This is a genomic window from Rhodococcus sp. BP-261, assembly GCF_019835205.1.
Lineage (GTDB): Bacteria > Actinomycetota > Actinomycetes > Mycobacteriales > Mycobacteriaceae > Rhodococcoides > Rhodococcoides kyotonensis_B.
The window spans coordinates 213,411-227,275 of sequence record NZ_JABUCO010000006.1; the positions used below are offsets into that span (position 1 = coordinate 213,411).

17 protein-coding genes are annotated in these 13,865 nt (G+C 63.2%); 9 read left to right on the plus strand and 8 right to left on the minus strand.

Annotation, left to right across the window (positions count from 1 at the left end; translation table 11 throughout):
• Positions 1-52 precede the first annotated feature (52 nt).
• Both HQ354_RS10040 and HQ354_RS10045 read left to right on the plus strand, forming a co-directional pair.
• Positions 53-1,210, plus strand: coding sequence for a winged helix DNA-binding domain-containing protein (locus HQ354_RS10040; RefSeq protein WP_222634910.1), 1,158 nt, complete (start codon positions 53-55; stop codon positions 1,208-1,210).
• A gap of 84 nt (positions 1,211-1,294) precedes the next feature.
• Positions 1,295-2,164, plus strand: coding sequence for a helix-turn-helix domain-containing protein (locus HQ354_RS10045; RefSeq protein ID WP_222634912.1), 870 nt, complete (start codon positions 1,295-1,297; stop codon positions 2,162-2,164).
• 232 nt (positions 2,165-2,396) lie between these two features.
• On the opposite strand, the gene HQ354_RS26005 is transcribed toward HQ354_RS10045, so the two are convergent.
• Complete coding sequence (locus HQ354_RS26005) at positions 2,397-2,654, minus strand: helix-turn-helix domain-containing protein (RefSeq protein ID WP_222634915.1); 258 nt, start codon at positions 2,652-2,654, stop codon at positions 2,397-2,399.
• A 130-nt stretch (positions 2,655-2,784) separates the two neighbouring features.
• On the opposite strand from HQ354_RS26005, the gene HQ354_RS25545 reads away from it, so the two are divergent.
• A complete protein-coding gene (locus HQ354_RS25545; RefSeq protein WP_261768757.1) occupies positions 2,785-2,910 on the plus strand; it encodes a hypothetical protein in 126 nt (41 codons plus the stop codon).
• A gap of 478 nt (positions 2,911-3,388) precedes the next feature.
• Here the strand turns inward: HQ354_RS25545 and HQ354_RS10055 are convergent, their stop codons facing one another.
• Both HQ354_RS10055 and HQ354_RS10060 read right to left on the minus strand, forming a co-directional pair.
• On the minus strand, positions 3,389-3,601 hold the full coding sequence (locus HQ354_RS10055; RefSeq protein ID WP_222634917.1) for a hypothetical protein: 213 nt from the start codon (positions 3,599-3,601) through the stop codon (positions 3,389-3,391).
• A complete protein-coding gene (locus tag HQ354_RS10060) occupies positions 3,598-3,951 on the minus strand; it encodes a hypothetical protein (RefSeq protein ID WP_222634920.1) in 354 nt (117 codons plus the stop codon). The genes HQ354_RS10055 and HQ354_RS10060 overlap by 4 nt, the downstream gene beginning before the upstream one ends.
• A gap of 100 nt (positions 3,952-4,051) precedes the next feature.
• Here HQ354_RS10060 and HQ354_RS10065 point away from each other — a divergent pair, with 100 nt between their 5' ends.
• Positions 4,052-4,372, plus strand: a complete 321-nt coding sequence (locus tag HQ354_RS10065; RefSeq protein ID WP_222634922.1) for a hypothetical protein — start codon at positions 4,052-4,054, stop codon at positions 4,370-4,372.
• A gap of 92 nt (positions 4,373-4,464) precedes the next feature.
• On the opposite strand, the gene HQ354_RS10070 is transcribed toward HQ354_RS10065, so the two are convergent.
• Together HQ354_RS10070 and HQ354_RS10075 are read right to left on the minus strand one after the other, a co-directional pair.
• Positions 4,465-4,809, minus strand: coding sequence for a type II toxin-antitoxin system PemK/MazF family toxin (locus HQ354_RS10070; RefSeq protein WP_222634925.1), 345 nt, complete (start codon positions 4,807-4,809; stop codon positions 4,465-4,467).
• Positions 4,810-5,125: 316 nt separating this feature from the next.
• Positions 5,126-5,464, minus strand: coding sequence for a hypothetical protein (locus tag HQ354_RS10075; protein ID WP_222634928.1), 339 nt, complete (start codon positions 5,462-5,464; stop codon positions 5,126-5,128).
• 584 nt (positions 5,465-6,048) lie between these two features.
• Between HQ354_RS10075 and HQ354_RS26010 the strand changes: the two genes are divergently transcribed.
• Positions 6,049-6,606, plus strand: coding sequence for a tyrosine-type recombinase/integrase (locus HQ354_RS26010; protein WP_222634929.1), 558 nt, complete (start codon positions 6,049-6,051; stop codon positions 6,604-6,606).
• Here HQ354_RS26010 and HQ354_RS10085 read toward each other — a convergent pair.
• The 3 genes from HQ354_RS10085 to HQ354_RS10095 form a co-directional block, all read right to left on the minus strand.
• Positions 6,603-7,211 carry a hypothetical protein gene (locus tag HQ354_RS10085; RefSeq protein ID WP_222634930.1) on the minus strand — a complete coding sequence of 203 codons (609 nt, stop codon included), beginning with the start codon at positions 7,209-7,211 and terminating at the stop codon, positions 6,603-6,605. The two genes, HQ354_RS26010 and HQ354_RS10085, sit on opposite strands and share 4 nt — an antisense overlap.
• A 488-nt stretch (positions 7,212-7,699) precedes the next feature.
• A complete protein-coding gene (gene ychF / locus HQ354_RS10090) occupies positions 7,700-8,779 on the minus strand; it encodes a redox-regulated ATPase YchF (RefSeq protein WP_114328377.1) in 1,080 nt (359 codons plus the stop codon).
• A gap of 101 nt (positions 8,780-8,880) precedes the next feature.
• Entirely contained in the window at positions 8,881-9,213 is a 333-nt protein-coding gene (locus HQ354_RS10095; RefSeq protein ID WP_068427891.1) for a CD225/dispanin family protein, read from the minus strand.
• 187 nt (positions 9,214-9,400) lie between these two features.
• Between HQ354_RS10095 and HQ354_RS10100 the strand changes: the two genes are divergently transcribed.
• The 4 genes from HQ354_RS10100 to HQ354_RS10115 are packed head-to-tail and all read left to right on the plus strand — an operon-like array spanning position 9,401 to position 13,855.
• Entirely contained in the window at positions 9,401-11,686 is a 2,286-nt protein-coding gene (locus tag HQ354_RS10100; RefSeq protein WP_222634931.1) for a carbon starvation CstA family protein, read from the plus strand.
• Position 11,687: 1 nt separating this feature from the next.
• Complete coding sequence (locus tag HQ354_RS10105; protein ID WP_261768754.1) at positions 11,688-11,858, plus strand: YbdD/YjiX family protein; 171 nt, start codon at positions 11,688-11,690, stop codon at positions 11,856-11,858.
• Between the two features lie 57 nt (positions 11,859-11,915).
• Positions 11,916-13,361 (plus strand): DNA-3-methyladenine glycosylase 2 family protein, encoded by a 1,446-nt coding sequence (locus HQ354_RS10110; RefSeq protein WP_222634932.1) that lies wholly within the window; start codon positions 11,916-11,918, stop codon positions 13,359-13,361.
• Positions 13,358-13,855, plus strand: a complete 498-nt coding sequence (locus HQ354_RS10115) for a methylated-DNA--[protein]-cysteine S-methyltransferase (RefSeq protein WP_222634933.1) — start codon at positions 13,358-13,360, stop codon at positions 13,853-13,855. The genes HQ354_RS10110 and HQ354_RS10115 overlap by 4 nt, the downstream gene beginning before the upstream one ends.
• The last annotated feature ends 10 nt before the right edge of the window (positions 13,856-13,865 follow it).

Genomic DNA, 13,865 nt, shown 5'->3' on the forward strand with positions numbered 1-13,865 from the left:
ACACGGCTTCGAGTACTTCTCGATTCCTGATCGATGCCGTCACACTGTTCGGGTGAAGATCACCGATGCGCAGCGCCGAGCACGACTCGTCGCACGTCAGTTCGCCGATTCCGGGTCACCGGAAGACGTGGTTTCCTCGTTGTTCGCTCTGCACGCAACGGACCCCGCGTCGGTGTATCTGTCGGTCCTCGCGCGTGCGCGGTCGCTGACCGTCGAGGACGTCCGCGCCGCGATGTACGACCGGCGCTCGCTCGTCCGCATCATGGCCATGCGTCGCACGCTGTTCGTGGTCGCACACGACGACGTGCCGACCGTGCATGCCGCGGCCAGCGTCGGCGTCGCGAAGACGATGCGGGCACGCTTGATCAAGGAGGTGTCGACGCTCCCCACCGAGCCCGTCCTCGACGACGTCGCGGCATGGCTCGCGCAGACCGAAGAAGAGACGATGACGCATCTGCGATCGGTCGGATCCGCGACCGGTGCCGAATTGTCCAGTGCGGTAACGCTGTTGAAGACTGCCATTCTGCCCACGACCGACAAGGTCTACGACGTCAAGAGGTATGTCACCTCGCAGGTGCTGACGATGATGGCGGCCGAAGGGAAGATGGTGCGCGTCGAGCCTCGGGGCGCCTGGACATCGCGTCGGCACGCATGGGCGCCGATCGACGAGTGGTGGCCCGGCGGCATTCCCGACGTCGACGAGGCGCAGGCCCGCCGCGATCTCGCACATCGGTGGCTCGAGGTCTTCGGTCCCGCGACGATGGACGACGTGCAGTGGTGGACCGGGTGGAACAAGACTCAGACACGTGCTGCGCTCGCTGGACTCGACACGGTGGACGTCGCACTGGAAGCGGGTGACGGAATCATGCTGTCGGACACTGCATTCGACGAGAACGCGTCGGGAATCATGCTGTTACCGGCCTTGGATCCGACGCCCATGGGGTGGAAGCACCGCGACTGGTACCTCGGTGAGTACAAGAAACCGCTGTTCGACACGTTCGGCAACATCGGCCCGACGATCTGGTCCGACGGCCGCATCGTCGGCGGTTGGGCAGTCACGCCTGCGGGTGAGGTGGTGACGGAGTTGTTCGAGGACAACGACTCTCGCGTGATCGACGCCGAGGCAGGGCGTATCACCGATCTGCTCGACGGGGCGGCGGTCGTCCCGAGCTTCCCGACGCCGTTGGAGAAGCGCCTGCGCGGGAAGTAGCCGACTTTTCGCGGCGGGAATTGTCGAGAACTGCCGGGTTCGCGCTCCTATCGTTGTCGGCAGAACGAAAGAAGGTGATCGGACGTGCTCGAACGTTGGAACGACGCACTCGCCTACATCGAGGACAACCTTGCGGGCGAGATCGATCCGGAGAAGCTGGCCCGCATCACGCTGACCTCGGAATACCATGTCCGACGCGTCTTCTCGGCTCTTGCCGGTATGTCTCTGACCCAGTACATCCGTGCTCGCCGAATGACGTTGGCGACAGCGGACATTCTGAGCGGGGACGGAATTCTCGATGTCGCGGTCAGGTACGGGTACTCGTCGAGCGATGCGTTCGGTCGAGCGTTCCGTCAGATGAACGGCATGACGCCGTCGCAGGCTCGTCGTCCGGGCGCCGTCCTTCGTTCGCAGCAAGCACTGTCGTTTCACCTCACCATCGAAGGACGGAGCACCATGCGATACCGCATCGTCGACCTACCCGAATTTCACATCGTCGGCCGCAAGACCCGAATTCCGTTGGTGTACAGCGGACCGAATACCGCCATGACGGAGTTCCACCGAACCCTGCCAGAGGGCACCGGGGCACGGCTGAAAGCGTGTGCCGACGTCGAAGAACTCCCTGAAATCCTGTTCGTCAGCACCGCATTCGAATCCGACCGCGCCGACGGCAGTCTGTTCGACTACTACTTCGCCGTCGCGTCGGCGACGAACCACGACGACTGGGACTCGCTCGCAGTGCCCGCGTCGAAGTGGGTGGTGTTCGAAGCGCACAGCGAAAACGACTTTCAGCTCGCTCTGCAGCAACTGTGGGCCGACGCCTTCGGCGAATGGTTCCCGTCGAACCCGTACGAGGTGGTGCCGGGCCCGGAGATCCTGACGGTCACCCAGTCGAGCGACGACTGGACCTCCGGGACAGGTGAGCTCTGGATTCCGGTGAAACGGAGTTCCTGACGACATTTACCCTCCTGTTGTGCGGTTCAGCAGGGATTTCCCGCACAACGGGAGGGTGGATTCGGGACCGTTAGACGTTGAAGCGGAACTTCGGACGGGAATGACGGCTATCGCCGGTAACGTTGGCCAGCGTCATTTCAGCACGTCAGGCTGCCTCGTCATGCGTTGGTACCGTTGGCTAGGTACGGCACCAAACGGCGTTACTGCGGACGCACTGCGGACGGCAGCCGAGCTACTTCCGTCGCCGCAACGGTCGGTAAGCAGGGTTCCGCGCGCACAATTCCTGTTCGGTCGCCGGCGGTGGCGTCGACTGCCAAACGGGCCCGCTAGTGCTGTCCCGGCGCATCCATTCTTCCAGGTCATCTCGATGCACCAGCCACGTACCACCGGTCCGGGTGTGCTGAGTGCCCCGGAGCTCCCCGGTATGCAACGATTGGTACACCAAATTCTTACCCCGTCGCGTGTACTCGCTCGTCTTGATCACAGTCATCCACGGAGTTTCCACGACCGTCACCGTAGGGGAAGTAGCTTTGCCGTTCACGACGAAGAACCTGCAATGCCTCTCCGTTGCTCACGCCGCCGAATAACTCGGCTGCTTTGCCGACCACATTCGCAACCTCATGTCCGACGGCCACGTCAGGTACCTCGACATCGGCCGCGGGCGCGCAAAAATCCGAATCCCGGTCGACGACCTGAACACGTACATCGAGAATGCGCTCCGTACAGCACCGAGCGCACTCGAATGAACGACGCCGACGAGCTAGTTCGCGCACGCACCGAGGTAGACCAACTCCGGCGGCAATGGACTGAAGTCGCTGCCGAACTCCAAGAGGTCACGACCCTCTTATCGGCCGCCATTCAGCGCACCACCGAGATACTTAAAAGGTCAGAAGACCGAGACGACACGAGGCGCCGCAACGGGGCACTAAGGGAGTCGGCAACTGCTATGCCCGTTCCGACATCGCCATGGTTCACGTCAAAGCAGGCAGCCGTCCGAGCGAATTGCAGCCGCTCGTTCGTCTATGACGCGCTGACCACCGGGGCGCTGAAGGGCCGCAGCGGACAGAGCCACGTGGAACGTGGCTGATCCACATCGATGACCTCGACGACTGGATCCGCGGCAGGAACTCAAAGAGAGGGCAACGGTAGCGACAGAAGTGCCCGCAGACGAAGAATGCGCCCCACCTCGATCCCGAAGTGGGGCGCAATCACAGGTTCCGTGTGTCACTCTTGTCCGCCAGCCTCCGCCAGCGCTTCGATCAGCTTCTCGACTCCGGGCTCGTTGTAATTTGATATTGCGTATCGATAGATAGTCGCGAGCTGCTCGAACGCACCGTACGAATCGCTGTCAATTCCAGGGAGCTTCTCCCAGTGTCCATACTCAACGGCCAACTGTTCCAGCGTGAGTGCGCGGTGGGACCCTTTGCTGTCGCTCATGTGCGGTCCTTCTCGGCTGTCTGAATTTGCGCCGCAGCTTGACGCAAGAGATCTCCGCCAGGCTCGGCGTGATGTGCGATAACAAATTTGTAGAACGCGGCGAGCTTCGTCAGGCTGTCGAAGTCGTCACTGTCCCGTGCCGCTGTTGCACGCCACCCGTCGTACTCGTCGAAGAGTTGATCGATCGTTGGTAGATTCGCCTGTGGTTCCGTCACGCCGATGATGGTAACGCTTAAGCGTGACGTCCGGTTTGCTAGACATCTCTTCATGAAACGGACACCGATCGCCGCCGTCGGTACGGCCGCATTATTGCTCGCAGGATGCTCGTCGACCTCGGGCTCCGGGTCCACCGACGCTGTAGCGTCGACCGAAGCGTCTGCCACAAACACAACGGCGCAGGCAACATGCCCAGCCGAGGCCCCGATCGAGGATCCAGCGTTCGCTGCAGCCGTGGCGACCGTGCCACTGCCCGCAGGCGCCACCCTCATTGGCGGACGAGTAAGCACCGACCGCGACGAACCCGGAATGATCGCGACCGCGATCGACATCTGCGACCCCGACATCACCACGGCCGACGAACTACGCCCGATCGCCACTCAGTACGCGAAGGCCCTGAAGGCGTCGCCGCTGTCCGAGACGATTTTTGCGGTGTTCGTCGAGAGCTATCAGGTGAACGGCAAGGACGTCGAGAACGACGTGAAGCTGAAGGAAGGTGAATTCCAGCTCCATCTATGGAATGACAAGCCTTCGGAGGCTGCCGAGCTCGGATAATGGGAAGTCATCGCTGGCTGATCGACTAGCCTAGACAGGCCCACGTCGCGGATGGTTTCTCTGACAGGTCACCTTCCCGCGTCGGGGCTCTGTTACACGCCCAACAGAGTGCGCACTTCCTCACGTACAGCCTCAAGCGTCGAGGCTTTCACCCTGCCGATGTTGCCGGCGAAGTCCGCCGGCATCGCGCTCCAAACCCGCCTGCTCCGGATTGTCGACTCCTTCGCAAGGCCGCAGCTGCGCCAATCAGTCAGCTTGATGTCACCTGCGCCCGCCGACCTGAAGCGGTGCGGGTTTCCGGTGACCATGACGCAGACAATTGCCTCGTCGTCTCCGAGCCCTACTCGTGATAGCACCAGCGCGGGCCGCTTCTTGAAGGGTTGCGCGGCCGAGTGGTTGAACGGAAACCAAAGCAGGACCAGATCTCCTGGGTTCACCAGGCGTCGTACACAGAGTCTTCTGGGCAATCCCAGTCCTGTGCCCACAGGTCGGAGACGTACCGACGCACGTCCTGTTCGCTTGCATCGCTGTCGTGTCGAACCCAATTGGATACGAACATTGTGCGCGGCTCAGCTGACGGCGACCCCCATGGCGCCAGCGGCAGATCGAAGGGTGTTCCACTGATCGAGGCTCCCGGCGCGAACAGATCGCTCGTGGTCGGCCAGGGGCGGTCAACCAAGTTGCGTTTGACGTACGCAACGCCACCAGTCACCGAAGCAACATCCAGCGGAGCGACCACATCTACAAAGCTCGTCACTTCTCCCCGCCTTTCCTAACGGCCGCGTCTCCGCGATCCCACTGGTCGACTTGCTCGCGCAGAAATCCAATCAACTGTTCCGCCCGATGCCTAGTTAACGAAAATCGAGCCACATTCGTTACCGGCAATGACAGAGGTGCGTCGGAGGTCTCAGAGGGGTCGCCGGTGAAGATCGGAGGAGCTACGTAGCCTGCCGACACGACGATCTCGCCCGGGCCGCCATCGGCGTCTACAGTCCCTTGCAGGGCAAACTGGTTCACGAGAGGCGCAGGACCCTGTTCGAGCTGCCATGCCACCGAGATGGTTCGGGTGCCGTCATCGTTGGGCTGACTCATTGCAACATAATGGCACACCCGGCTAAATCCGGCGGCGCCCCGGACCCTAGCGCCGCAGGTCGGTACGGGACCCACGCCCAGGCCGGTTGGCCTGCCACTCGTCGACAGTTTCGGGCAGCCAGCCGCGGATAGTGCCGCGCAGGTACGTGCCGTCGTCGTAACGGGTCCGACGACGACGTCGGGGGTGGGCAGCACCGGCAACTACGTAGACCCCCGACTGGGCAAGGTCACGTTCGCGAGCTTCTACCGCGAATGGTCGTCCCGCCAGGTGTGGGTTCTCGGCACAGTGCATGCCATGAATCTAGCCGCGGGAAGTGTCACGTTCTCGGATGTCGCGCTCGGCGATCTGCGCCCCTCCCATATCGAGCACTGGGTGAAGGTGATGCGAGATAAGCCGCTCGAACCTTCGACGATCAAGACCCGGTTCAACAATGTCCGCTCGGCGCTGAAGGCGGCGAAGCGCGACAAGGTGCTCGCAGAGGACCCGATCGATCGCATCACGCTCCCCCGGCGTCGTCGCGCAGAAGCCGCCATGCGGATCCCGGAACCGCTGCATGTCGGCTCGCTGGTGCGCTCCACCGACGATGACTTTCGGGCGTTCGTGGCGCTGGCCGCGTTCGCGGGACTACTCTCGGCGAGGCCGCTGCGCTCCAGATCCACGACGTCGACTTCCTACGCCGCGAGATCCACATCCGCCGCCAGATGCAGCGAGCAAACGACGGCGCGGTCGAGATCCGCGCACCGAAGTACGGCAGCGAACGAGACATACCCGCGCCGTCCGGGTTGCTCGAATCGTTGTCGAACACATTCGACTGTGGCGACCGCAGGCCGACCCGAGCAACTGGCTGTTCCCAGGCGAGAACGGGCACCCCTGGCATCAGAATTCAGTCAGCTACCGCTGGCGCAAAACGAAGGCGACAGCCGGTCAGTCCGACTGGCATCTGCACGACCTCCGGCATTTTTTCGCGTCCGGCCTGATCTACGCGGGCTGCGATGTCGTCACCGTTCAGAAGGCTCGGTCACGGCTCGCCGAACGTCACGTTGTCGACCTACGCACACTTGTGGCCGAACGCCAACGACCGCACACGCAAGGCGGCCGAGGAGTTGTCCCTCGAAGCCGCCGTCTCACCCATGCTGACTAAACAGCCGCGGCCACCCTGGCCTGAGTCAGCGACTCCGCATTCTTGACGAAATCTGATTCTTCGCGGTTGTCCAGCTTGACGCGCTCTAGACGCTGACGTAGGCGCTCTCGCTCCTTGTCGCGCTCTGCGATCAACGCGTCTCGCGCACTGACGATTTCCGAAATCTGCTTCTTCAAGCTGTCCATTTCGGCTTGGATACTGAAAAGGATGTTCGCTTGGTACTCGGGGGTCGACGCAGCAGCGATACGCAACTCTTCCGCGAACTCATGCTCGTTGCCCCACCGAGGAACCCTAAACCTGCGAACGTGGTCGCCAGTTGAGTCACTCACTGCGAGCAGCGCCCACGGATCCTTTAGATTCTTGCGTACCGCCTCAATCATGCCCTCAGTACGCTCGGTATCGAAAACTTTTTGGGACTCAGCGTTTGTTAGATGCACGTGCAAGCTGGCTTCCCACCCGTCGTCCTCCTCGAATCTCCAGACCAGCACAGCGCCGGTCTTGAGCTTCACGAGGTAGCTGTGCCCACGCAACCGAACAATGTTTTCAAAAGCGGGTTCGGACATCCAGGCAAATGGACGGGGCTTACGAACGCTGAACATCGCCACTGACCTGCTCCCTTCCCACAATCGCCAGACTGTCAAGCTTGACACGACTGGTGTCATTCCACCATAGCTCGTGTACATCTGGGTCCTTATCTTGGACGGGAGCTGTCACAGATCCATGCTGTGGATTTCCGAGGATCGGACTTGAGAACGCCCAGTACTGGTTTTCCCTCAGCGTACGAACAGAAAAGCAGCGGACTGCGTCCGTCTTGCGAATCGGTCTACCGAACTGGACCTGGATTGCAGTCGCAACATCGAGTGCACCCTCGGCAACCGATAGATCAAGCTCACCCTTCGCAAAGCGAGGGGTAGCAGGGAACCGAGTCTTGGATCCGCACTGGGTGACGTTCACCTCAAGCGAGAAGTGCTCTGGCTTGGCGTAGGTGTCTTCCCACCACTTCTTAGCCAACTATTTGTCACCTTTCGCTGAGTGCTAGTCGAATGTTCACGCTGCGGACGCAGAACTGAAAAAGCCCATCTGAACTGCAGTCCTACACGTTGAAGCGGAACTCCACGACATCCCCGTCGACCATGACGTAGTCCTTGCCCTCCATGCGCACCTTGCCCGCGGCCTTGGCCGACGCCATGGAGCCCGCTTCGATGAGGTCGTCGAAGCTGACGATTTCGGCCTTGATGAAGCCGCGCTCGAAGTCGGTGTGGATGACGCCCGCGGCCTGAGGTGCGGTGTCGCCCTGGTGAATCGTCCACGCGCGCGCCTCTTTCGGGCCTGCGGTGAGGTAGGTCTGCAGGCCGAGGGTGTGGAAGCCGGCGCGAGCCAAGGCGTCGAGACCCGGCTCGGTCTGTCCGACGCTCTCCAGCAATTCGGCAGCCGACTCCGCGTCGAGCTCGAGCAGCTCCGACTCGATCTTCGCGTCCAGGAAAACAGCATCGGCCGGGGCGACGGACTTGGCCAGCTCGGCGACCTTGACGTCGTCGGTGAGCACGCTCTCGTCGGCGTTGAAGACGTACAGGAACGGCTTGGTCGTCAGGAGCTGAAATTCCTTCAGCAGATCGAAATCCAGCTTGTCCTTCGCCGAGAACAGCGTCTTGCCGTCGTTGAGCACGGCCTGAGCTGCGATCGCGGCGTCGAGCGCGGGCTTGCGATCCTTCTTGATCCGCGCTTCCTTCTCGACGCGCGGGATGGCCTTCTCCAGCGTCTGAAGGTCGGCGATCGCGAGCTCGGTTTCGATGACCTCGATGTCGGCGGACGGGTCGACCCGGCCGTCGACGTGCACGACGTCGTCGTCGGCGAACACGCGCACGACCTGGCAGATGGCGTCGGCCTCACGGATGTTCGCGAGGAACTTGTTGCCCAGTCCTGCGCCCTCGGAGGCACCCTTGACGATTCCGGCGATGTCGACGAACGACACGAGCGCAGGAACTTCCTTCTCGGAACCGAACACCTCGGCCAGCTTGCCGAGCCGCGGATCGGGCAGCGGAACGACACCGACGTTGGGCTCGATGGTCGCGAACGGGTAGTTCGCAGCCAGCACGTCGTTCTTGGTCAGCGCGTTGAACAGGGTGGACTTGCCGACGTTGGGCAGTCCGACGATTCCGAGGGTGAGGCTCACGGTCTATGGAGTCTACTTCCCTGGTCCAACCAGCCCGACACCCGTCGTGCGCGCGAATGTACAGCCGGCTGTACATTCGCGCGCACGGGTCGCGAAGCGACCTACCAGTTGTTCGACGCGCTGGCCAACGTCGCGAAGAGCACGATGTAGAAGACGACGAACAGAGCCATGAATCCGACCCAGATCCACAGGGCGATCTGACCGAGCTTCTTCGCCCTGTCCGACGCGTACTGCGCCCCCTGGAAATCGCCCATCGCCCATCGCGGGTAGACGTTCGACGAATGCGTGAAGGCCGAGAATGCGAGCGGCCAGAAGAAGATGACCGCGGCAACCGCCCACCCGGCGTTCGTCGGGGGCGGTGGCGGCGGCGTGTACTGCGGGTACGTCTGGCCGGGGTACGACTGGCTTGTATAGGACTGGTTCGGGTCCGTCATGCAGGCACTGTAATACGGGCAAACGACGTTTTCCGCGCTACATCCCACGCGGTTCGTTTCGGCTGCGAACCATTCGGCGCATCGTCACCACCTTTGAACGCAGCGGCCTCCGCCCCTTCGCGAACTTGTCACCCGCCAGGTCTACAGTGAGCTCGATCACAAGCACGTCTGCGAGGAGCGCTTTTCGATGACAGCAACCGCGTCCGAAAGTCCACACATCGAGCTGTTGAAGACCGACGACGATCTACCGCCGGTCGGCGTCGTCGACAAGACCCCGATGACCGCGGCCAAGCGAGTTCTGTTCGTACTCATCGGTTTACTCGGCGGTGTGGCATGGACGATCGTCGCCATCATCCGCGGTGAGAATCCGAACGCCGTCTGGTTCGTCATCGCCGCGGTGTGCACATACATCATCGCGTTCCGCTTCTACGCCAGGCTCATCGAGAACAAGATCGTGCATCCGCGCGACGACCGTGCCACTCCCGCGGAGATCCTCGAGAACGGCAAGGACTACATGCCGACGGATCGCCGCGTGTTGTTCGGCCACCACTTCGCGGCCATCGCAGGAGCCGGCCCTCTCGTCGGACCCGTCCTCGCAGCTCAGATGGGCTATCTGCCGGGCACGATGTGGATCATCATCGGTGTCGTCTTCGCGGGTGCAGTGCAGGACTTCCTCGTCCTGTGGATTTCGACGCGTCGCCGCGGCCGCAGCCTCGGTCAGATGGCGCGCGACGAGCTCGGCGTCGTCGGCGGTATCGCCGCACTGATCGGCGTCTTCGTCATCATGATCATCATCATCGCGGTGCTGGCGTTGGTCGTCGTCAACGCACTCGCCGAGAGCCCGTGGGGCGTCTTCTCGATCGCCCTCACCATCCCGATCGCCCTGTTCATGGGCGTCTACCTTCGCTTCCTGCGTCCGGGCAAGGTGTCCGAGGTGTCGATCATCGGCGTCGCGCTCCTGCTCTTCGCCATCGTCGCGGGCGGATGGGTTGCCGAAACGGACTGGGGCACCGACTGGTTCACACTGTCCAAGGTCACCGTCGCGTGGTGCCTCATCGCGTACGGCCTCGCCGCGTCGATCCTCCCGGTCTGGCTGCTGCTCGCACCCCGCGACTACCTGTCGACGTTCATGAAGATCGGCACCATCGCCCTTCTCGCGGTCGGCATCCTGATCGCACGTCCCGAGATCCAGATGCCCGCAATGACGTCGTTCGCCACCGAGGGCAACGGACCCGCGTTCTCCGGATCCCTGTTCCCGTTCCTGTTCATCACGATCGCCTGTGGTGCGCTCTCCGGCTTCCACGCTCTGATCTCCTCCGGCACGACGCCGAAGCTGCTGGAGAAGGAAAAGCAGATGCGGATGATCGGCTACGGCGGCATGCTCACCGAGTCGTTCGTGGCGATCATGGCACTCGTCACCGCGTGTGTCCTGGATCAGCACATCTACTTCGCTCTGAACGCTCCCGCGACGCTGACCGGCGGCACCCCGGAAACGGCTGCCGACTACGTCAACGGACTCGGCCTCAGCGGCGGTGACATCAGTGCGGGCGAGCTCAGCCAGGCCGCGGCCGACGTCGGCGAGGAATCGATCATCTCTCGCACCGGTGGCGCCCCGACGCTGGCATTCGGCATGTCCGAAGTGCTGCACCAAGTGTTCGGCGGCGAAAGTCTGAAGTCGTTCTGGTACCACTTCGCGATCATGTTCGAGGCGCTCTTCATTCTCACGACGGTCGACGCCGGTACCCGTGTCGCGCGATTCATGTTGTCCGACAGCATCGGAAACCTGCCCGGTTCGGCGGCCAAGAAGTTCAAGGACCCGTCGTGGCGTCCCGGCGCATGGCTCTGCTCGTTCATCGTCGTCGCGGCATGGGGTGCCATTCTGCTCATGGGCGTCACCGATCCCCTCGGCGGAATCAACACCCTGTTCCCGCTGTTCGGCATCGCGAATCAGTTGCTCGCCGCCATCGCACTGACCGTGGTCCTGACGATCGTCATGAAGCGTCGCTTGTTCAAATGGGCGTGGATTCCCGGTGTTCCGCTGGTGTGGGACCTCATCGTGACGATGACCGCGTCGTACCAGAAGATCTTCTCCGACGTCCCGGCCATCGGCTACTGGGCGCAGCATGCTCAGTTCGTCGACGCGAAGAATCAGGGCCTCACCGAATTCGGCACCGCCAAATCCGCCGAGGCGATCGACGCCGTCATTCGCAACACGTTCATCCAGGGCACGTTGTCGATCATCTTCGCGGTGCTCGTACTGATCGTCGCGGTCGTCGGACTTCTCGTGTGCATCAAGGCGGTTCGCGTCGACGACCTGCCCGACAACGAGGAACCGGCCGTCCCGTCGAAGATCTTCGGGCCCTCCGGATTCATCCCCACCGCGGCGGAGAAGGAGATCCAGAAGGACTGGGACAAGCTGATCGCCGACGGCACCGTCCGCGCTCCCGGCGCCGCACACGCGGGGCATCACTGACATGCGTGGACTCTGGTGGTGGCTCACGTCGGTCATGGGCGACCGTGACTACGAGCGGTTCGTCGCGCACATGCGTCGAACACACCCGGGCGAGCCGATCCAGTCGGAACGCCAGTACTGGCGGGACCGCTACGCGGAAGCCGACGCCAACCCAGGCGCCCGCTGCTGTTGACGCTGATGGCGGATTTCCGCTAGCGGCGACGGTTCCACCGGTGACACAGTGGAACCCATGGAGTTGGACTTCGATCGCTGCTACCGGGCCGTCTCGGCACGGGACACCCGCTTCGACGGGCAGTTCTTCACGGCCGTGCGCACGACGGGCATCTACTGCCGCCCGTCGTGCCCGGCCACCACGCCGAAAGCGAAGAACGTGCAGTTCATGCCGACGGCCGCCGCCGCGCAGCAAGCCGGATTTCGTGCGTGCCGACGCTGCCAGCCCGACGCCACCCCCGGCTCACCGCGCTGGAACGTCCATTCCGATCTGACGTCGCGCGCGATGCGGCTGATCTCCGACGGGGCCGTCGAGCGCGGTGGCGTCGACGCGGTCGCGGACGCTCTCGGCTATTCGACGCGACAGTTGACGCGGGTACTCGGTGCCGAGATCGGCGCAGGGCCACTCGCCCTCGCACGAGCCCATCGCGCGCACACGGCCCGTGCGTTGATCCAGACGACGGCGATGTCGATGACCGATATCGCCTTCGCTGCAGGATTCTCCAGCGTCCGGCAGTTCAACGACACCGTGCGCGAGGTCTTCGCCGCCAATCCGACGGAATTGCGAACCGAAGCGGAGAAGCGAACGACGTTGTCCAGCAACGGGTCCGTCACGCTCCGACTCCCCTACCGCCGCCCGCTCGATCGAACCTGGCTGAACTGGTTCCTGAAAGCACACGTCGTACCGGGTATCGAAGCATGGGACGACGGCGTCTACCGCAGGTCCCTGCGTCTGCCCCACGGGCACGGCATCGTCGGACTGCGTATCGAGGACGGGTACGTCGGCACGACGCTCGGCCTGCAGGACATGCGTGACCTGTCCCCTGCCGTCGCGCGCATTCGGCACCTACTGGATCTCGACGCGGACCCCGAGGCCGTCGATGCTGCCCTCGCCGAGGATCCGCACCTGCGTCCGCATGTGGAGGCTCGGCCGGGCATCCGCGCGCTCGGCTGCGCCGACGGTCCGGAACTGTTGCTGCGCACCATGATCGGGCAGCAGATTTCGTTGCGTGCCGCCGCGACGCACACTGCGCGACTCGTCGACGCACTCGGCACGCCGATCGAGGATCCGGCGGGCGGCACCGTCACGCGCCTCTTTCCTGATGCCGACGTCATCGCCGAACGTGGTCACGAGGTTCTCACCGGTCCGAAGAACCGGGTGCGGGCGATCATCGGGGTGGCCGACGCGGTGGCGTCGGGCAAGATCGTTCTTCATTCCGCGCGAGCAGCCGACGATCTCGAACGAGAACTGCTGGCGCTGAGAGGAATTGGACCGTGGACAGCGCGCTACGTCGTCATGCGCCTCCTGGCCGACCCCGATGTGCTGCTGGACACCGATCTCGTCGTCCGTCAGGGCGCCGACGCGCTCGGTGTCTCACTGAAGGATTCGGAGCGTTGGTCGCCGTGGCGCTCGTACGTGTCGATGCATCTCTGGAACGTCGCACTCGAAAGAAGAGGACTATGACCGCGCTTTCCGCCATCACGGACACTCCGATCGGCCCGTTCACGACCATCGTCGACGACGCGGGCGTGGTACTCGCGTCCGGATGGACCTCGACCGTCGACGATCTCGTGCCACTCATCCACCGATCGTTACGACCGGTGGACATCCGGCCGGCCCCCACGCTCGGCAGTGTCACGAAGGCCGTGGACGAGTATCACCGCGGCGATCTGGCAGCGGTCGACGACGTCCCCGTCGCCCAGACGTCCGGTGAATTTCTCGTGCACGCGTGGAAAATCCTCCGTACCGTGCCCGCAGGCTCGCCGGTCACCTATTCCGAATTCGCGGCGATGTCCGGGCGCCCCACTGCGATCCGGGGAGCAGCGTCGGCGTGCGCGCGCAATGCTGCGGCACTGTTCGTGCCGTGTCACCGGGTGTTGCGCATCGGCGGCGCGCTCGGCGGATTCCGTTGGGGCCTACCTGCGAAGGAATGGTTGCTCGCCCACGAGCGGGGTTGACCCTGGCGCA

What these genes read in the sequence shown, in the direction of transcription:
- HQ354_RS26005 (WP_222634915.1), bottom strand. Translation starts at nt 2,654, where the DNA reads ATGACTGTGATCAAGACGAGCGAGTACACGCGACGGGGTAAGAATTTG.
- HQ354_RS25545 (WP_261768757.1), top strand. Translation starts at nt 2,785, where the DNA reads ATGTCCGACGGCCACGTCAGGTACCTCGACATCGGCCGCGGGCGCGCA.
- HQ354_RS10055 (WP_222634917.1), bottom strand. Translation starts at nt 3,601, where the DNA reads ATGAGCGACAGCAAAGGGTCCCACCGCGCACTCACGCTGGAACAGTTG.
- HQ354_RS10075 (WP_222634928.1), bottom strand. Translation starts at nt 5,464, where the DNA reads ATGAGTCAGCCCAACGATGACGGCACCCGAACCATCTCGGTGGCATGG.
- HQ354_RS26010 (WP_222634929.1), top strand. Translation starts at nt 6,049, where the DNA reads ATGACTTTCGGGCGTTCGTGGCGCTGGCCGCGTTCGCGGGACTACTCT.
- HQ354_RS10095 (WP_068427891.1), bottom strand. Translation starts at nt 9,213, where the DNA reads ATGACGGACCCGAACCAGTCCTATACAAGCCAGTCGTACCCCGGCCAG.
- HQ354_RS10100 (WP_222634931.1), top strand. Translation starts at nt 9,401, where the DNA reads ATGACAGCAACCGCGTCCGAAAGTCCACACATCGAGCTGTTGAAGACC.
- HQ354_RS10105 (WP_261768754.1), top strand. Translation starts at nt 11,688, where the DNA reads ATGCGTGGACTCTGGTGGTGGCTCACGTCGGTCATGGGCGACCGTGAC.
- HQ354_RS10110 (WP_222634932.1), top strand. Translation starts at nt 11,916, where the DNA reads ATGGAGTTGGACTTCGATCGCTGCTACCGGGCCGTCTCGGCACGGGAC.
- HQ354_RS10115 (WP_222634933.1), top strand. Translation starts at nt 13,358, where the DNA reads ATGACCGCGCTTTCCGCCATCACGGACACTCCGATCGGCCCGTTCACG.